Source organism: Duganella sp. BJB476 (assembly GCF_003416895.1).
Classification (GTDB): Bacteria; Pseudomonadota; Gammaproteobacteria; order Burkholderiales; family Burkholderiaceae_D; genus Rugamonas.
The window spans coordinates 117832-136275 of the sequence record NZ_QVIO01000008.1; the positions used below are offsets into that span (position 1 = coordinate 117832).

18 protein-coding genes are annotated in these 18444 nt (G+C 62.9%); 13 read left to right on the forward strand and 5 right to left on the reverse strand.

The window, feature by feature from the left end:
- Positions 1 to 88: 88 nt before the first annotated feature.
- Both queF and ilvA read right to left on the reverse strand, forming a co-directional pair.
- Positions 89 to 922: an NADPH-dependent 7-cyano-7-deazaguanine reductase QueF gene (gene queF, locus D0T21_RS26365; protein WP_116992734.1), complete on the reverse strand. Its 834-nt coding sequence runs from the start codon at positions 920 to 922 to the stop codon at positions 89 to 91.
- Positions 923 to 985: 63 nt separating this feature from the next.
- Complete coding sequence (ilvA, locus tag D0T21_RS26370) at positions 986 to 2521, reverse strand: threonine ammonia-lyase, biosynthetic (protein ID WP_116992733.1); 1536 nt, start codon at positions 2519 to 2521, stop codon at positions 986 to 988.
- Between the two features lie 185 nt (positions 2522 to 2706).
- Between ilvA and D0T21_RS26375 the strand changes: the two genes are divergently transcribed.
- The 4 genes from D0T21_RS26375 to D0T21_RS26390 all read left to right on the forward strand — a co-directional run bounded on the left by D0T21_RS26375 (position 2707) and on the right by D0T21_RS26390 (position 8299).
- Positions 2707 to 3198 (forward strand): YqaA family protein, encoded by a 492-nt coding sequence (locus D0T21_RS26375; RefSeq protein ID WP_116992732.1) that lies wholly within the window; start codon positions 2707 to 2709, stop codon positions 3196 to 3198.
- Between the two features lie 224 nt (positions 3199 to 3422).
- Positions 3423 to 7442: an FAD/FMN-binding oxidoreductase gene (locus tag D0T21_RS26380; protein ID WP_116992731.1), complete on the forward strand. Its 4020-nt coding sequence runs from the start codon at positions 3423 to 3425 to the stop codon at positions 7440 to 7442.
- Positions 7442 to 7870 (forward strand): HIT family protein, encoded by a 429-nt coding sequence (locus tag D0T21_RS26385; RefSeq protein ID WP_116992730.1) that lies wholly within the window; start codon positions 7442 to 7444, stop codon positions 7868 to 7870. The genes D0T21_RS26380 and D0T21_RS26385 overlap by 1 nt, the downstream gene beginning before the upstream one ends.
- A gap of 3 nt (positions 7871 to 7873) precedes the next feature.
- Entirely contained in the window at positions 7874 to 8299 is a 426-nt protein-coding gene (locus D0T21_RS26390; protein WP_116992729.1) for a gamma-butyrobetaine hydroxylase-like domain-containing protein, read from the forward strand.
- 1 nt (position 8300) lies between these two features.
- Here the strand turns inward: D0T21_RS26390 and D0T21_RS26395 are convergent, their stop codons facing one another.
- Entirely contained in the window at positions 8301 to 8606 is a 306-nt protein-coding gene (locus D0T21_RS26395; protein WP_116992728.1) for a hypothetical protein, read from the reverse strand.
- Positions 8560 to 9081 (reverse strand): type II toxin-antitoxin system VapC family toxin, encoded by a 522-nt coding sequence (locus D0T21_RS31845; protein WP_147328173.1) that lies wholly within the window; start codon positions 9079 to 9081, stop codon positions 8560 to 8562. Before D0T21_RS31845 ends, D0T21_RS26395 begins: the two co-directional genes overlap by 47 nt.
- A gap of 169 nt (positions 9082 to 9250) precedes the next feature.
- Between D0T21_RS31845 and D0T21_RS26400 the strand changes: the two genes are divergently transcribed.
- Positions 9251 to 10525 carry a dienelactone hydrolase gene (locus tag D0T21_RS26400; RefSeq protein WP_229211645.1) on the forward strand — a complete coding sequence of 425 codons (1275 nt, stop codon included), beginning with the start codon at positions 9251 to 9253 and terminating at the stop codon, positions 10523 to 10525.
- Between the two features lie 12 nt (positions 10526 to 10537).
- Here D0T21_RS26400 and D0T21_RS26405 read toward each other — a convergent pair whose 3' ends face one another.
- Positions 10538 to 10915 carry a lysozyme inhibitor LprI family protein gene (locus D0T21_RS26405; RefSeq protein ID WP_116992726.1) on the reverse strand — a complete coding sequence of 126 codons (378 nt, stop codon included), beginning with the start codon at positions 10913 to 10915 and terminating at the stop codon, positions 10538 to 10540.
- A 105-nt stretch (positions 10916 to 11020) separates the two neighbouring features.
- Between D0T21_RS26405 and ubiE the strand changes: the two genes are divergently transcribed.
- The 8 genes from ubiE to aspS all read left to right on the forward strand — a co-directional run bounded on the left by ubiE (position 11021) and on the right by aspS (position 18430).
- A complete protein-coding gene (gene ubiE, locus D0T21_RS26410; protein ID WP_116992725.1) occupies positions 11021 to 11755 on the forward strand; it encodes a bifunctional demethylmenaquinone methyltransferase/2-methoxy-6-polyprenyl-1,4-benzoquinol methylase UbiE in 735 nt (244 codons plus the stop codon).
- A 13-nt stretch (positions 11756 to 11768) separates the two neighbouring features.
- Positions 11769 to 12686 carry a Tim44 domain-containing protein gene (locus D0T21_RS26415; RefSeq protein WP_116992724.1) on the forward strand — a complete coding sequence of 306 codons (918 nt, stop codon included), beginning with the start codon at positions 11769 to 11771 and terminating at the stop codon, positions 12684 to 12686.
- A gap of 91 nt (positions 12687 to 12777) precedes the next feature.
- Positions 12778 to 13380: an SCP2 domain-containing protein gene (locus D0T21_RS26420; protein WP_116992723.1), complete on the forward strand. Its 603-nt coding sequence runs from the start codon at positions 12778 to 12780 to the stop codon at positions 13378 to 13380.
- Positions 13377 to 14945: a ubiquinone biosynthesis regulatory protein kinase UbiB gene (gene ubiB / locus D0T21_RS26425; protein WP_116992722.1), complete on the forward strand. Its 1569-nt coding sequence runs from the start codon at positions 13377 to 13379 to the stop codon at positions 14943 to 14945. The genes D0T21_RS26420 and ubiB overlap by 4 nt, the downstream gene beginning before the upstream one ends.
- A 2-nt stretch (positions 14946 to 14947) precedes the next feature.
- On the forward strand, positions 14948 to 15544 hold the full coding sequence (locus D0T21_RS26430; protein WP_116992721.1) for a methyltransferase domain-containing protein: 597 nt from the start codon (positions 14948 to 14950) through the stop codon (positions 15542 to 15544).
- A gap of 106 nt (positions 15545 to 15650) precedes the next feature.
- Positions 15651 to 15938, forward strand: a complete 288-nt coding sequence (locus tag D0T21_RS26435; protein ID WP_116992720.1) for an FmdB family zinc ribbon protein — start codon at positions 15651 to 15653, stop codon at positions 15936 to 15938.
- A gap of 25 nt (positions 15939 to 15963) precedes the next feature.
- On the forward strand, positions 15964 to 16581 hold the full coding sequence (locus D0T21_RS26440; protein ID WP_116992719.1) for a DUF502 domain-containing protein: 618 nt from the start codon (positions 15964 to 15966) through the stop codon (positions 16579 to 16581).
- 49 nt (positions 16582 to 16630) lie between these two features.
- A complete protein-coding gene (gene aspS, locus D0T21_RS26445; protein ID WP_199538583.1) occupies positions 16631 to 18430 on the forward strand; it encodes an aspartate--tRNA ligase in 1800 nt (599 codons plus the stop codon).
- The last annotated feature ends 14 nt before the right edge of the window (positions 18431 to 18444 follow it).

Consider the following 18444-nt stretch of genomic DNA (forward strand, 5'->3'; position numbering starts at 1 on the left):
GCCGTATGACGCGCTGTGGTCAACAACGGCGCGCCATTTGCATATCATACGCCTGATTTTTCCTGTTTGATTGGAAAAAGTACCAGATTTATTGACGTGCGCCACGAAGATTGGGCGGTTTCTGTGCTGTGCTGAAGTTGCTGCGCCAGGGGTTGATGTCCAGCCCGCCGCGCCGGGTGTAACGGGCGTACACCGACAGCTGCTGAGGCTGGCACTGGCGCAGGATGTCGGTGAAGATGCGCTCCACGCACTGCTCGTGGAACTCGTTGTGCTCGCGGAAACCGATCAGGTAGCGCAGCAGGCTTTCCTGCTCGATCTGCGGACCGGCATAGTGGATCTGCACGCTGGCCCAGTCCGGCTGTCCAGTGACCAGGCAGTTCGACTTGAGCAGGTGCGAGATCAGTTTTTCCTCCACCGGTTCCTCGTCCAGCGCCGCCTTGAGCAGCTCCGGCGCCGGATGGTAGTGATCGACGTCGATGTCGAGGCGGTCCAGCAGCAGGCCGTCGAGCTCGCCCATTTCCACCATGCCGAATTCCTCCGGCTGGGTCAGCGAGATGTGCACGGTGGCGCCGAAGCCGTTCGACAAATCCTGTTGCAGCAGGTTCTTCAGCGCGACCACGCTGTCGAGGCGGGTCTGGTTGAAGGAGTTCAGGTACAGCTTGAAGGACTTCGATTCGATGATGTTGGGCGAGTCGGCCGGCACGGTGATGCGGGCGATCGCCACCTGCGGCTTGCCGCGCGCGTTCAGCCACGAGATTTCGTAGGCGTTCCAGATGTCGACGCCGAAGAAGGGCAGGGTGCCGGTCAGGCCCAGTTCGTCGCGCTTGCCCTGGCGCGCGATCGGGAACAGCAGTTCCGGTGCGTAGTCGGTGCGGTAGGCGGAGGTTTTTCCCAGTGGGGACAAGTCGACGGTGTTGGTCATGGCGATGTATGGTGTTTCAGTGAAGGACGGCATGGTAGCGCAAACCATGCCGTCGTGCTGCGGTTAGCCCAGGAACAGCTTGTACACCGGGTTGGCGCTCTCATCCCAGTAGCGGTAGCCCAGGGTGGTCAGGAATTGCGCGAACTGGTCCATTTCCTCGGACGGCACCTGCAGGCCGATCAGGATGCGGCCGACGTCGCCGCCCTGGCTGCGGTAGTGGCACAGCGAGATATTCCAGTTCGGCGCCATCGAGTTCAGGAAGCGCATCAGCGCGCCCGGACGCTCGGGGAATTCGAAACGGTACAGCAACTCGTCCTTGGCCAGCGCGCTCTTGCCGCCCACCAGATGGCGGATGTGGGCCTTGGCCAGCTCGTCGTGGGTCAGGTCCAGCGTCCTGAACTCGTTCTGCTCGAAGGTGCGGGCCAGCACGCCCGATTCGCTGCGGTCGGCGATCTGCACGCCACAGAATACATGGGCCTCGTCCTTGTCGCTGATGCGGTAGTTGAACTCGGTCACATTGCGCGGGCCGACCAGCGCGCAGAAGCGCTTGAAGCTGCCGCGCTGTTCCGGCAAGGTGACGGCGAACACCGCCTCGCGCGCTTCGCCCAGCTCGGCGCGCTCGGCGACGAAGCGCAGGCGGTCGAAGTTCATATTGGCGCCGCTGGCGATGGTGATCAGCGTTTCGTTCTTGATCGGGTCCTTGCTCAGCGCGGCGCGCTCGACATAGGCCTTGGCGCCGGCCACGGCCAGCGCGCCGGACGGTTCCAGGATCGAACGGGTGTCGCTGAACACATCCTTGATGGCCGCGCTGATGGCGTCGGTATCGACCAGGATGATGTCGTCCACGTACTGCTGGACCAGGCGGAAGGTTTCCTCGCCGGCCAGGCGCACCGCGGTGCCGTCGGCGAACAGGCCGACGTCGGACAGCGTCACGCGCTCGCCAGCCTTGACGCTGCGCGCCATGGCGTCGGAATCGAGGCTTTGCACGCCGATGATCTTGATGTCCGGGCGGATCTGCTTGACGTAGGCGGCGATGCCGGAGATCAGGCCGCCGCCGCCGATCGGCACGAAGATCGCGTGGATGGGGCCGGAATGCTGGCGCAGGATTTCCATGCCGATGGTGCCCTGGCCGGCGATCACGTCGGGATCGTCGAACGGGTGGACGAAGGTCAGCTTCTGTTCCTGCTCCAGCGACAGCGCGTGGTTGTAGGCGTCGGTATAGGACTCGCCGTGCAGCACCACCTCGACATCGGCGCCGCCGCGCGCCTTGACCGCTTCCACCTTGACCTGCGGGGTGGTGGTCGGCATCACGATGACCGCGCGGCAACCCATGCGCGCGGCCGACAGCGCCACGCCCTGGGCGTGGTTGCCGGCCGAGGCGCAGATCACGCCGCGCTTGCGCTGGGCGTCGCTCAGGTGGGCCATCTTGTTGTAGGCGCCACGAATCTTGAAGCTGAACACGCTCTGCATGTCCTCGCGCTTGAAATAAATTCGGTTCTCGAAGCGCTGCGACAGGGTCGGCGCGAGTTCCAGCGGGGTTTCAGTAGCGACGTCGTAGACGCGCGCGGTCAGGATTTTCTTCAGATAGTCGATAGTCATGGTTTGCAAACATAGTGATTCCGGGACCCCAAGGGGGCGTTGCTCATTCAGTGCTAACTATCCGGCGTGTGACCGGGTGAAGCAGGGGCGCGGGCCGCGCGCGGATGGGTGCGCGGCCGGACGGTTCAATCATGCGGTGTGCGACTCATTATAATGGACACCTTTCCTTCCGCTCAAAGAAACCGATGATCGAATCTGCAATCGCCTGGCTGCTGCACGTACTGGCAGCGCCGGAAGTGGGCCTGACGTCGGTCTTTATCATCAGCCTGATCTCCGCCACCTTGCTGCCGCTGGGCTCTGAACCAGCGGTGTTTGCCGTCATCAAGGCCAACCCGGCCCTGTTCTGGAGCGTCATCGCCGTCGCCACCGTCGGCAATACGCTGGGCGGCGCGATCGACTACTGGATGGGCTACCAGGCCAAGCAGACTTTTTCCAGGGAGCGCAAGAGCCGCTGGTTCCACTGGCTGGAGCGCTACGGCGCCAAGACCATGCTGCTGGCCTGGCTGCCCGGCATCGGCGATCCGCTGTGCACCCTGGGCGGTTGGCTCAGGCTACCTTTCTGGCCCAGCATCGCCTACATGGCGGTCGGGAAATTGCTGCGCTACCTGACCATGACCGCTCTGCTGTTGTACGTGCCGGACGGGGTTTGGCATAGGATAGGCCAATTGCTCGGCTAATTTGGTGCAAGCTATCATATTGCCATATGCGTTTGCGCATGAATTTCGTTCAGTTTTATATCGGGTATTTATCCGTTATTGCCAATAAAAGCCGGATTTTGCAAATTTTTGGCGGGTTATTGCAACCCGGATAGCCCCTTGGCCGCCTAAGGCTGTTCCGGCGTGGTGCGCCGCAATACGCTAGAATGACCCTCCCGGGTTCAGTCTACAAGTCCAATCTCACAATGAATGCCCCTGCACAAATCCAAGCTTTGCTGGCGGAAACGCCCCACGGTCCCGAGGCCACGCGCCTTCGTGAAATTCCTTATAACTACACGTCGTTTTCCGATCGCGAGATCGTCATCCGGCTGCTGGGCGAGGAGTCGTGGAGCTTGCTGGATGCCTTGCGCGGCGCCCGCCAGACCGGCCGTTCGGCGCGCATGCTGTATGAGGTCTTAGGCGATATCTGGGCCGTCCGCCGCAATCCGTATCTGCAGGACGACATGCTGGACAACCCGAAGCGCCGCCAGGAACTGATCGACGCGCTGCATCACCGCCTGGCCGAGGTGGACAAGCGCCGCCTGACGGTCGACGATACCGGCGCGAATCAGGATGATGAAGCGGCGCGTGAACGCAGCGTCAACGTCGCCAAGCTGCTGCGAGCGGCCGGCAAGGCGGTGGCCGACTTCGGCGAGGAATTCAAGCAGGTCTACGATCTGCGCAAGCGCACCAACAAGGTGCTGGGCCGCTACACCGACAAGCACAACATCTGCTTCGACGGCATGAAGCGCATCTCGCACGTGACCGACGCCACCGACTGGCGCGTCGAGTATCCGTTCGTGGTGCTGACCCCGGACACCGAGGAAGAAATGGCCGGCCTGGTCAAGGGCTGTATCGAACTGGGGCTGACCATCATCCCGCGCGGCGGCGGCACCGGCTACACCGGCGGCGCGATTCCGCTGACGCCGATGTCGGCGGTGATCAACACCGAGAAGCTGCTCAACATGGGCGCGGTGGAAATGAAAGTGCTGCCCGGCCTGGACCGCGAATACGCGACCATCTACACCGGCGCCGGCGTCATCACCAACAAGGTTTCCGAAGCGGCCGAGAAGGCCGGCTTCGTGTTCGCGGTCGATCCGACCTCGGCCCACGCTTCCTGCATCGGCGGCAATATCGCGATGAACGCGGGCGGCAAGAAGGCCGTACTGTGGGGCACGGCGCTGGACAACCTGGCCTCGTGGCGCATGGTCGACCCGAACGGCGACTGGCTGGAAGTCACCCGCCTCGACCACAACCTGTCGAAGATCCACGATACGCCGCTGGCCCGCTTCAAGCTGGAGTGGACCCATCCGACCGCGCGCGGCGAATCGAAAGGCGAGCCGTTCAAGACCGAGCTGCTGGAAATCGAAGGCCGCAAGTTCCGCAAGGAAGGCCTGGGCAAGGACGTCACCGACAAATTCCTGGCCGGCCTGCCGGGCATCCAGAAAGAGGGCTGCGACGGCCTGATCACGTCGAGCCGCTGGATCCTGCACAAGATGCCGAAGTTCGCCCGCACCGTCTGCCTGGAGTTCTTCGGCCAGGCGCGCGACGCGATTCCATCGATCGTCGAAATCAAGGATTACCTGGACGGCCTGCCGGCCAAGGGCGAGCAGTTCAGCACGCTGCGCCTGGCCGGCCTGGAGCATCTGGACGAGCGCTACCTGCGCGCGGTCGGCTACGCCACCAAGTCGAAACGCGGCGTGCTGCCGAAGATGGCGCTGTTCGGCGACATCGTCGGCGACGATGAAAACGCCGTCGCCATGGCCGCCTCGGAAGTGGTGCGCATCGCCAATACCCGCGTGGGCGAGGGCTTCGTCGCCGTCAGCCCGGAAGCGCGCAAGAAATTCTGGCTGGACCGCGCCCGCACCGCCGCCATCGCCAAGCACACCAACGCCTTCAAGATCAACGAAGACGTGGTGATCCCGCTGAATCGCATGGGCGAGTACACCGACGGCATCGAGCGCATCAACATCGAACTGTCGATCAAGAACAAGCTGCAGTTGGCCGATGAACTGCACCAGTTCTTCGCGGCCGGCAATCTGCCGATCGGCAAGAGCGACGACGCCGACGACGGCGTGGGCGACGAAGAAATGATGGGCGACCGCGCCGAGCAGGCGCAAGCGCTGCTGACCCAGGTGGCGGCGCGCTGGACCTTCCTGCTGGCCGAGCTGGACAAGCCGCTGACCGCCGTCACCGCGCAACTGGCCGAACTGGGCCTGGAGCGCCTGCTGCCGGTGTTCGAAGAACGCCTGAAGACCCAGCCGGACGCGACGCTGTTCGACGTGGTGCAGGACCGCACCATCCGCGTAACGTGGAAGCAGGAAATCCGCGCCCAGCTGCGGCAGATCTTCAACGGCGCGGCCTACAAGCTGATCCTCGACGAAGCGACCGCCATCCACAAGCGCGTGCTGCGCGGCCGCGTGTTCGTGGCGCTGCACATGCACGCCGGCGACGGTAATGTGCACACCAACCTGCCGGTCAACTCGGATCACTACGAGATGCTGCAACTGGCGCACCAGGCCGTCGCGCGCATCATGAAGCTGGCCCGTTCGCTCAACGGCGTGATCTCGGGCGAGCACGGCATCGGCATCACCAAGCTGGAGTTCCTGACCGAAGAGGAAATCGGCCCGTTCCGCGACTACAAGCTGCGGGTCGATCCGGAAGGCCGCTTCAACAAGGGCAAGCTGTTGAACCTGGCTGGCATGGAAGCCGATTTGTCCAACGCCTACACGCCGTCGTTCGGCCTGATGGGCCACGAATCGCTGATCATGCAGCAAAGCGATATCGGCGAGATCGCCAACAGCGTCAAGGACTGCCTGCGTTGCGGCAAGTGCAAACCGGTGTGCTCGACCCACGTGCCGCGCGCCAACCTGCTGTACTCGCCGCGCGACAAGATCCTCGCGACCTCGTCGCTGATCGAAGCCTTCCTGTACGAAGAGCAGACCCGCCGCGGCATCTCGATCAAGCACTGGGAAGAGTTCGAGGACGTGGCCGACCACTGCACGGTCTGCCATAAATGCGTCACGCCCTGTCCGGTCAACATCGACTTCGGCGACGTGTCGATGAACATGCGCAACCTGCTGCGCAAGATGGACAAGAAGAGCTTCAATCCCGGCAAGTCGGCGGCGATGTTCTTCCTCAACGCCACTGATCCGGCCACCATCAACGCCACCCGCGCGGCGATGGTCGGCATCGGCTACAAGGCCCAGCGCCTGGGCAATGACTTGCTGAAGAAATTCGCCAAGAAGCAGACCAAGGCGCCGCCTCCAACGGTGGGCAAGCCGAAGGTGCGCGAGCAGGTGATCCACTTCATCAACAAGAAAATGCCGGGCGGCCTGCCGAAGAAAACCGCGCGCGCCTTGCTGGATATCGAGGACGACAAGGTCATCCCTATCATCCGCAATCCCAAGGCCACCAATGCCGATACGGAAGCGGTGTTCTACTTCCCTGGCTGTGGCTCGGAGCGCCTGTTCTCGCAGGTGGGTCTGGCTACGCAGGCGATGCTGTGGGAAGTGGGCGTGCAGACCGTGCTGCCGCCGGGCTATCTGTGCTGCGGTTATCCGCAGCGCGGCGCCGGCGAGTACGACAAGGCCGAGAAGATGATGACCGATAACCGCGTGCTGTTCCACCGCATGGCGAACACGCTCAACTATCTGGACATCAAGACGGTGCTGGTCTCGTGCGGTACCTGCTACGACCAGCTGGCGACCTACGAGTTCGACAAGATCTTCCCTGGCTGCCGCATCATGGACATCCATGAGTACCTGATGGAAAAGCAGGTCCGGCTGGAGGGCGTGACCGGCACGCGCTATATGTACCACGAGCCTTGCCACACGCCGATGAAGCTGCAGGAAGCGACCAAGACCGTCAACACGCTGATCCAGACGCACGACAACGTCAAGATCGAGAAGAACGACCGCTGCTGCGGCGATTCGGGCACGCTGATGATCGCGCGTCCCGACATCTCGACGCAGGTGCGCTTCCGCAAGGAAGAGGAAGTCATCAAGGGCGCCGACAAGCTGCGCGCCGACGGCTTCGAAGGCGAAGTGAAGATCCTGACCAGCTGCCCGGCCTGCCTGGGTGGCGTGTCGCGCTACGGCGAGGACGCGGGCACGACGGCCGACTACATCGTGGTCGAGATCGCCAAGCACCTGCTGGGCGAGAACTGGATGGCCGACTACGTCAAGCGCGCCAACGACGGCGGCATCGAGCGGGTGCTGGTGTAATGGCCTGCGACCTGTGCAAGCTGCTGGAAGCGCCGGGTGCGGCTTTGATCTGGGGCGACCGCCAGCTGTCGGTGGTCGCCGTGGACGAGGCCGAGTATCCGGGTTTCACGCGTGTGGTGTGGAATGCCCACGTCAAGGAAATGACCGATCTGTCGCCGGCTGAACGCAGCCGCGTGATGGAGCTGGTGTGGGCCGTCGAGTCCGCACAACGCGCGGTGATGGCGCCGGAAAAAATCAACCTGGCCAGCTTTGGTAATATGACGCCTCATGTGCACTGGCATGTGATTCCGCGTTATGTGGGCGATGCACACTTCCCTAATCCGACCTGGGCTGTTACGCAGCGCTCGTCGGCGCCGGAAGTGCTGGCCGCGCGCCGCGCGCTGCTGCCGGCCCTGCACGCCGCGATAATCGAACGTTTGAAAGCATAAGCAATGAGCAAGCAACCTACTGGCCTGACCGTCCACAACAAGTCCAAAGTGCTGGACATCGAATTTGACGACGGCGCCTCGTTCTCGATTCCGTTCGAGCTGCTGCGCGTGTATTCGCCGTCGGCCGAGGTGAAGGGGCATGGCGAAGGGCAGGAGGTGCTACAGGTGGGCAAGCGCGAAGTGGGCATCGCGGCGATGGACCCGGTCGGCAACTACGCAGTGCAACCGACCTTCACCGATGGCCACAACACGGGCTTGTACACCTGGGACTACCTGTACAAGCTGGGTAATGAAAAAGATGCGCTGTGGGCTAACTACATGGACCGCCTGCACGCGTCGGGCTTCGAAGGCGATAGCGGCCGCGAGACCGGTGTCACCCTGACCGGGCCAGGCTCAAAGAACCACACCGGCTGCGGCCACAAGCACTGAGTTAGTAAGTGATTTCTTGGCGATAGATATAGGCAAAGATGGCGCGTAGGCGTGGCGAGAACTTCCTGAGAACCTCCACGTTCACGCTGGGCGCCGGCCGCGGTCCGGCGCCAGGATGCATATGTTGCCAGGCCTCTTCCAAAGTCAATGACTTGCTGCACCAGTCTCTGTGACGCTCCCTGAATTCCGCCCGTTTCTCCTCATCACGCAGCATTTGCGCGTGTAGCGCATCGATCTCCGATTTGGTTTGTTTATCCAGTTCAGGAAATTCCAAATCGGCCGGGATCTCTTTGCCATAGATTTTCATGACTGTTCTCCATTAACTCAAAAGGCGTTACAAGTTCCGGCAGGGTTAAATCGTTTGCGACCATCAGGAAGCGAAGCAGTGGCAGCTTGGTCGCGTTGGCGATGTCGCGGCAATTCCAAGTAAGCAAAATATCATTGCGGTTCAATGCGGCATACGCGATATGTTGTGAGGGGCCGCCTGCTACGGCCTTTAGACCGCCACCCAGAATCAATAGTTCAGCGCGACTCTTTATCTGATTGTTGTCGGGCAGACGGATCAACGGTGCAATTGTTTTTAAGCGCATCGCCAGTCGTAGTGGATCTCCCTGCTCCAGTTCATCAGTGACCTGATCGGAGACATAAGTCATGCTCGGCACGCAGCGCGTATGCCACCAGAGTTGCGTCAATTGCTGGCAGGCGCGGGTGATCGGGTTGGGGCTCGGCGGATCGGTCAGGTGCAAAATGACGGAGGTGTCGAGATAGACGGTTGACGGCATGGCGGACCTCTGGTGGCTTTGTCCAGACTAGCTTGCCCGGCGGGCGACGGTTTCGGCTAGATCAAACGAACTCGCCTTCATTTCATCAAGCTGTCACAGCGCCGTGGGATAGTTGGCGGTTTTATTGCGCTGGATGGGAGATGGCATGAGGGATGTTTGCAGAGTGTTGATGTTGGCGATGGTTTTGGTCGCTGCGCCGCTGCGCGCTCAGGAATACTTCGGTGATGCGCGGCCTGACGCGCCCGAGCTTGCCGCGCGTGGATCGTTGCAGGTTGGCGTGCGCACGCTGGTGGCCGAGCATGCGGACCAGCTCGATATCCTGCGCTACAGCGACGCCACGCCGAACCCGCGCTACAGCCGCAAGCTGACGTTGGAAGTGTGGTACCCAGCCCAACTCCAGCCAGGCCAAAAAGAACATACCGTTTATACCGATGTGCTCGGCTCCGGCCCCAACGATCCAGCCCGTCCCAACACGCCGTTCGAGTTCAATGGCCGCGCCGTGCGCGACGCAGCGCCTCAGGCTCCGGCTGCCACCGCGCCGGCCGGCGGCTATCCGCTGGTGATCGTCTCGCACGGCTATCCCGGCTCGCGCATGCAGATGAGCTACCTGACCGAAAACCTCGCCTCCAAAGGCTACATCGTGGTGGCGATCGACCATCCCGAGTCGACCCGCGCCGACAAGGCCGGCTTCGCCAGCACCTTGCTGAACCGCGCGCAAGACGATCTGTTCGTGCTGCAAACCGTCGCCGCCTGGGGCAAGCCGGGCAGCGGGCATTTCCTGTCCGGCCTGGTCGATGCCGATAACACCGCCTTGATCGGCTACTCGATGGGCGGCTACGGCGCACTCAACACCGTTGGCGCCGGCGTAAGCCCGGTGGCGGCCGCGTATGTCCCCGGTGGCAAGCTGGCCGTCAACCAGCAGGGCAATGCCCAATACGAAGCGCGGCGCGATCCGCGCATCAAGGCGGTGGTGGCGTTCGCGCCATGGGGCGGCGCGCATCAGGTGTGGGAGCCGGCCGGCCTGGCCGGCGTGCGCACGCCGACGCTGTTCGTCAGCGGCGACCAGGACGACGTGGCCGGCTACCAGGACGGCGTGCTGCGCCTGTTCCAGGGCGCCATCCACGCCGACCGCTACCTGCTGACCTACGTCGGCGGCCGCCACAACTCCGCGCCGAATCCGCCGTCGCCGGCCATGCTGGCCAATTTCGACGACTTCATGTCCTATTCCGAGCCGGTGTGGGACAGCCGCCGCATCAACAACATCAACCAGCATTTCGTCACGGCTTTCCTCGGCATCCACCTCAAGCAGCAGCCGTTCCAGCCGTATCTGGAGCTGCCGCCGCTGGGCGCGGACGGCACCATCAAGCCTGATCCTGGCCTGTGGAAGGGCTTTCCCAAGCGCGCGGCGCTGGGACTGGAATGGCGCCACCTGCCGGCGCAGTAGGCGCCGTGGGGGTTAGTCCTTCAGCTTGCTGTTCTGGCAGCCCGAGCTGGAGCACTCGCGCACGCGGTCTTGCAGGAACTGGGCGCGTTTGATGGTGGTGTTGGTGGCGCAATCGAGGTTGACGTAGAAATCGTTGGCCTCGCGCTTGGAGCAGCTCTTGTTGCGCTGTTCGATCCAGCCCAGCTGTCCAGCCTTGAGCGACTTCTTGCCGTCGGCGTCGAGCTTGGCGCTCAGGGTCTTGTAGTTCTCGTTGAGCTCCTTGTCCGCTTCCTGGTACACCTTGTTCAGGCAATACAGGCCGTCGAAGTCGTTCTTCGGCGTGTCGCAGGCTGAGTTGGCGAACGCGGCGCCCGAAGCGCAGAACAGCAATGCGGCAATAACTTTTTTCATGTTGGGTATCCAGTGATGTGTGAGTTGCCGATTTTGCCATAGTGGCGGCCCGCCCTCAAGGCTGTCAGCTTGTATAATGCAGGCAAACTAACAGGCCTGCCTACCATGACCAATACCACTCACTTCGGTTACAAAACCGTCGCGGAAGACGACAAAGTCCGCGAAGTCGCCAAGGTTTTCCATTCTGTCGCCGCCAAGTACGACATCATGAACGACGTCATGTCGGCCGGCCTGCACCGCCTGTGGAAGACCTTCACCATCGCCAACGCCGCCGTGCGCCCCGGTTTCAAGTGCCTGGACATCGCCGGCGGCACCGGCGACCTGGCCAAGGTATTTGCCAAGCAAGCAGGCCCGACCGGCGAGGTCTGGCTCACCGATATTAACGAATCGATGCTGCGCGTCGGCCGCGACCGCCTCTTGAATCGCGGCCTGTTGACCCCCACATTGTTATGTGACGCGGAAAAACTGCCGTTCCCGGACAATTATTTCGACCGCGTCAGCGTCGCCTTCGGCCTGCGCAACATGACCCACAAGGACCAGGCACTGGCGGAAATGCGCCGCGTGCTCAAGCCGGGCGGCAAGCTGCTGGTGCTGGAATTCTCGAAAGTGGCCGAGCCGCTGCAGAAACCTTACGATTTCTATTCGTTCAAGATCCTGCCGTGGATGGGCCAGAAGATCGCCAACGACGCCGAAAGCTACCGCTACCTGGCCGAATCGATCCGCATGCACCCGGACCAGGAAACGCTGAAGACCATGATGGAAGAGGCCGGCCTGGAACGCGTGACGTATTACAACCTGACGGCAGGTGTGGCCGCTTTACACACCGGTATCAAACTGTAGTCATAGGAGTAGCATGAACATCAAGAAAATCCTGATCGGCGCCGTATTGGCCGTTTCCGCACTGTCGATGCTGGGCGAGGCGCTGGCCCGTCCGATGGGCGGCGGCCGTTCGATCGGACGTCAATCGCAAAGCGTCAACCGCATGCCGCCGGCCGCCGCGCCTGCGCCGGCAGCGCCGCGCCAAGCCGCGCCGGCGCCGGTCGCCCCGCCAGCCGCCATCCCGCCGAAGCCGGCCAGCCCATGGAAAGGCATCCTGGGCGGCGCGTTGCTGGGCCTGGGTATCGGCGCACTGTTCTCGCACTTCGGCCTGGGTGGCGCCATGGGCGGCATGTTCGGCTCGCTGATCATGCTGGCATTGCTGGCCGGCGTGGTGTTCTTCGTCATTCGCCTGATCCGCGGCCGCTCGCAGCCTGCGCCAGCCGCATTTGGTGGCAATAACGGTGGCAACAATGTGTACGCGATGCCGCCATCCAGCGGCACGCCGGAGATCGGCTCCCGCTTGCAGCCTGAGCCGGTGCAGCAGGCCGCCACGCCGGTCGCCCACACGCCCTGGGGCGTGCCGGCCGACTTCGACGCGCCGGCTTTCCTGCGCGTGGCCAAGAGCAATTTCATCCGCCTGCAGGCGGCCTGGGACAAGGGCGATTCGGCCGATATCCGCGAATTCACCACCCCTGAAGTGTTTGCCGAGCTGAAGATGCAGATCAGCGAGCGCGGCGCGCAAAAGGACTACACCGACGTCGTCACCATCGACGCCGAGCTGCTGGGCATCGAAACCAGCGACAGCGACTACCTCGCCAGCGTCAAGTTCACCGGCACCATCAAGCCCGCGCCGGATGCGCTGGCCGAGCCGTTCAACGAGGTGTGGAACCTGTCCAAGCCGGTTTCCGGCGCGTCTGGCTGGCTGCTGGCTGGTATTCAACAGCTCGCGTAATTGCCGACAATTCGCGGCAAGCTGGTAAGATCAAGACCGCCCGTATTTCCGGGCGGTTTTGTTTTGCGGTTTTTGTTTTCACGGTAGACGAATGACACCACCGAATTTCTCCGCTGCGGCGCCGGCCAGCGCCGCCATCAATCACTTGCTGGCGCAGGAGCCGTGGGCGCGCAAGGAGTTGCAGCGCCACGCCGGCAAGATCGCCGCCATCGACACCGGCGCCGTCGTGCTGCGCCTGCGCGTGACGGCCGACGGCATGCTGGAAGCGGCGCCGCCAGAAGAACCGGCCCGCGTCACCATCCGCGTCAAGCTGTCCGACCTGCCGCTGATCGCGCAGAACCGCGAGCGGGCGTTTTCCTACGTGCAGATCGAGGGCGACGCCGAGTTCGCCAACGCCATCTCCAACCTGAGCAAGTCGCTGCGCTGGGAAGCCGAGCACGACCTGGAAAAAGTGGTGGGCCCGATCGCCGCCGTGCGCGTGGTGTCCGGCGCCAAGGCCGCGTTTGAAGCGATCAAGAACGGCCACCAGAAGCTGGCCGAAAACGTCGCCGAATTCCTGCTCGATGAAAAACCTGTGCTGATCCGCCCGCAAACGGTGGAAGCCTTCTCGGCCGACGTGGTGCGCCTGCGCGACGACGTCGAGCGCGCCGCCAAGCGCCTGGCCAAACTGGAACAGAAACTGGATCCCAAATGATGTTGAAATTTTTACGCCTGCTGAAGATTCTGCGGGTATCGGTGCAATACGGCCTCGACGAAATCGCCATCTCCGGCCTGAAAAAACCGCGCATCGCCAAGCTGATCGACACCGTGTTCTTTTGGCGCGACCTGTCGGCGCCGCGCGGCGTGCGCCTGCGCATGGCGCTGGAAGACCTGGGGCCGATCTTCGTCAAGTTCGGCCAGGTGCTGTCGACCCGCCGCGACCTGATCCCGGCCGACCTGGTTGAGGAACTGTCGCGCCTGCAGGATCGCGTGCCGCCCTTCGATTCCGACCTGGCCATCGCGCAGATCCGCAAGTCGCTGGGCGCCCATCCCGACCAGCTGTTCGCCAGTTTCGAGCGCACGCCGGTGGCGTCGGCCTCGATCGCGCAGGTGCACTTCGCCACGCTCAAGGACGGCAAGCAGGTGGCGGTCAAGGTGCTGCGTCCGGGCATGAAGAAGTCCATCGACGAGGATGTGGCGCTGATGCACATCGCGGCCGAATGGATAGGCCGCATCTGGGCCGACAGCAAGCGCCTGAAGCCGAAGGAAGTGGTCGCCGAGTTCGACAAATACCTGCACGACGAGCTGGACCTGATGCGCGAGGCGGCCAACGCCAGCCAGCTGCGCCGCAACTTCGCCGATTCCAAGCTGCTGCTGGTGCCGGAGATGCATTGGGATTACTGCTCCAACAGCGTGATCGTGATGGAGCGCATGCACGGCATCCCGGTGTCGCAGATCGACCGCCTGGAAGCGGCCGGCGTGGACTTGAAAAAACTGTCCAGCGACGGCGTCGAGATCTTCTTCACGCAGGTGTTCCGCGACGGCTTCTTCCACGCCGATATGCATCCGGGGAACATCCTGGTGTCGATCGATCCGCAGACTTTCGGCCGCTACATCGCGCTCGACTTCGGCATCGTCGGCACGCTGAACGACTTCGACAAGGATTACCTGTCGCAGAATTTCCTGGCCTTCTTCCGCCGCGACTACAAGCGCGTGGCCGAGGCCCACATCGAGTCGGGCTGGGCGCCCAAGGAAACCCGCGTCGACGAGCTGGAGTCCGCCGTGCGCGCCTGCTGCGAGCCGATCTTCGACCGGCCGCTGAAGGACATCTCCTTCGGCCAGATCCTGCTGCGCCTGTTCCAGACCTCGCGCCGCTTCAACGTCGAAGTGCAGCCGCAGCTGGTGCTGCTGCAAAAGACGCTGCTTAATATCGAAGGCCTGGGCCGCCAGCTGGATCCCGACCTGGACTTGTGGAAGACCGCCAAGCCCTACCTGGAAAACTGGATGGCCGAGCAGGTCGGCTGGCAGGGCATGTGGCAGCGCCTGAAGGCGGAAGCGCCGCGCTACACCCACATCCTGCCGCAACTGCCGCGCCTGCTGCACCGCGCGCTGGAGCAGGGCGGCGAGAAGCCGTCCGATAACACTGAGCTGATCAAGGTGCTGATCCATGAACAGCAGCGCACCAACCGGCTGCTGAGCCTGGTGATTTACTTCGCCTGTGCTTTCGGCATCGGCGTCGCGGGCTACCAGCTGTACCTGCGCTGGCATCACGTCATCTGACCATGGTGGACTTCGCACAGCGCGACCCGATGTCGCCGGCGTTCTGGGACGAGCGCTTCGAGCGCCAGTTCACGCCCTGGGACCGGGGCGGCGTGCCGCAGGCCCTGCGCGACTTCGCCGCCGCCAGCGCGCCGCTGACGACGCTGATACCTGGCTGCGGCTCGGCCTACGAGCTGGCCTACCTGGCCGATGCGGGTTGGGACGCGGTGGCCATCGATTTCTCGCCGGCTGCGGTGGCGGCGGGCAAGGCGGCGGTCGGACCGCACGCGGCGCGCGTGGTCGAGGCCGATTTCTTCGCCTGGCAGCCGGAAAGTCCCTTGCAACTGATCTACGAGCGCGCCTTCCTGTGCGCCTTGCCGCGCGCGATGCGGCCGCAGGTGGCGGCGCGCTGGGCGGCCTTGCTGGCGCCGGGGGCGCTGCTGGCCGGCTATTTCTTCTTCGACGATGCGCCCAAGGGCCCGCCGTTCGGCATCACGCGCGCCGAGCTGGAAGCCTTGCTGAAGGACGACTTCGAGTGCATCGCCGACGACGCCGTCAGCGATTCCATCCCCGTGTTCGAGGGCAAGGAGCGCTGGATGGTGTGGCGCCGCCGGGGCTAAATCGGCGGCTGACGGCGCCCGGCCGCCCCTTGGCTGGAGGAAACAGGCAGGCGGGCGGCAAAAAGCTTTATAATTCAGGGTTTTGATGATTTTTGCGGAGTAATAGATGCCGATCTACGCCTACCGCTGCGAGGCATGTGGTTTTGCCAAGGATGTCTTGCAGAAGATGTCCGACCCGCAGCTGACTGTTTGCCTGTCGTGTGGCAAAGAGACGTTTAAGAAACAATTGACCGCAGCCGGCTTCCAGTTGAAGGGTTCCGGCTGGTATGTGACCGATTTCCGTGGCGGCACGCCGCCGGCGACCGGCACCGCGAGCGGACCGGCTGCGCCCGCCCCGACGGAGACGCCGGCGGCCGCGCCTGCCGCGCCCGCCTCCGGCACGAAGTCGGACTGAAGCACACCCACTCTAAGAGTAATCGATGCGTAAATATTTCATTACCGGCTTGCTGATCCTGGTGCCCCTGGCGATTACCGCCTGGGTGCTGAACCTGGTCATCAGCACCATGGACCAGTCCCTGCTGTTTGTGCCGGAACGCTGGCAGCCGCGTACCCTGATCGGCTTCGATATTCCCGGCCTGGGCACGCTGCTGACGATCCTGATCGTGTTCGTGACCGGCCTGCTGACCAACAACCTGGTCGGCAACTACGTGGTCAAGCTGTGGGAAAAACTGCTGACCCGCATCCCGGTCGTCAGTTCGCTGTATTCCAGCGTCAAGCAAGTGTCCGACACGCTGTTCTCGTCGTCCGGCAATGCCTTCCGCAAGGCGGTGCTGATCCCGTATCCGCACCAGAACTCGTGGACCATCGCCTTCCTGACCGGCACCCCCGGCGGCGACGTCAAGAACCACCTGGTGGGCGACTATGTCAGCGTCTACATCCCGACCACGCCGAACCCGACGTCGGGCTTTTTCCTGATGATGGCGCGCAAGGACGTGGTCGAGCTCGACATGTCCGTCGATGCGGCGCTGAAGTACATCGTTTCGATGGGCGTGGTGTCGCCGGAAGACGCGCCCAAGGCCATCGAGATCGCCAAATAAAAGATTAACTGAGTAACTTAACCTGAACCGAGAAATAAACATGTCCTCAATGCGTACTCACTACTGCGGCCTCACCACTGAAGCGCTGCTTGGCCAAACTGTCAGCCTGTGCGGCTGGGTACATCGTCGCCGCGACCACGGTGGCGTGATCTTCATCGACCTGCGCGACCGTGAAGGCCTGGTGCAGATCGTGTGCAATCCGGAGCAGGCTGAAGTATTCAAGGCCGCCGAAGCCGTGCGTAACGAGTTCTGCCTGCGCGTGACCGGCGTGGTCAAGGACCGCCTGGCCGGCACCGTCAACGCCAACCTGGCGTCGGGCAAGATCGAAGTGGTTTGCTCGCAACTGGAAGTGCTGAACGCCTCCGTGGCCGTTCCATTCCAGCTGGACGACGACAACCTGTCCGAAACCACCCGCCTGACCCACCGCGTGCTGGACCTGCGTCGCCCACAGATGCAGAACAACCTGCGCCTGCGCTACAAGGTCACGATGGAAGTGCGCAAGTACCTCGACGACCTGGGCTTCATCGACATCGAAACCCCGATGCTGACCAAGTCGACCCCGGAAGGTGCGCGCGACTACCTGGTGCCGTCGCGCGTCAACGCCGGCAACTTCTTCGCGCTGCCGCAATCGCCGCAGCTGTTCAAGCAGCTGCTGATGGTCGCCAACTTCGACCGTTACTACCAGATCACCAAGTGCTTCCGCGACGAAGATCTGCGCGCCGACCGCCAGCCTGAATTCACCCAGATCGACTGCGAGACCTCGTTCCTGACCGAACAGGAAATCCGCGACCTGTTCGAAGACATGATCCGCAAGGTGTTCCGCAACACCATGAACGTCGAACTGCCTAACCCGTTCCCGGTGATGGACTTCGCCGAAGCGATGGGCAAATACGGTTCGGACAAGCCGGACATGCGCGTCAAGCTGTCGTTCACCGACCTGACCGAAGTGATGAAGGACGTCGACTTCAAGGTCTTCTCCGGCGCCGCCAACATGCCTAACGGCCGTGTTGTGGGCCTGCGCGTACCGAAGGGCGGCGACATGCCACGTTCGGAAATCGACGCCTACACCCAGTTCGTCGCCATCTACGGCGCGCGCGGCCTGGCTTACATCAAGGTCAACGAGAAGGCCAAGGGCCGCGACGGTCTGCAATCGCCTATCGTCAAGAACTTGCACGACGCCGCGCTGGCCAAGGTGCTGGAACTGACCGGCGCCGAAGACGGCGACCTGATCTTCTTCGGTGCTGACAAGGCCAAGGTGGTCAACGATGCCATCGGCGCGCTGCGCGTCAAGATCGGCCATTCGGAATTCGGCAAGAAAGCCGGCCTGTTCGACGACGTCTGGGCGCCGCTGTGGGTGATCGACTTCCCGATGTTCGAATACGACGAAGAAGCCGATCGCTGGACCGCGACCCACCATCCATTCACGGCGCCGAAAGACGGCCATGAAGACTGGCTGGAAACCAATCCGGGCGCCTGCATCGCCAAGGCCTACGACATGGTCCTGAACGGTTGGGAGCTGGGTGGCGGTTCGATCCGTATCCACCGCGAGGAAGTACAGTCGAAAGTGTTCCGCGCGTTGAAGATCGACGCCGACGAAGCCCGCCTGAAGTTCGGCTTCCTGCTGGACGCGCTGCAATACGGCGCGCCGCCGCATGGTGGCTTGGCATTCGGCCTGGACCGTATCGTGACCCTGATGACCAAGTCCGATTCGATCCGCGACGTGATCGCCTTCCCGAAAACCCAGCGCGCCCAGTGCCTGCTGACCCAGGCGCCGTCGGAAGTGGACGAGAAGCAGTTGAAAGAACTGCATATCCGTCTGCGCGCGGCTGAGCCTAAAGTAGCCAGCTAATTGCAATGGAAAGG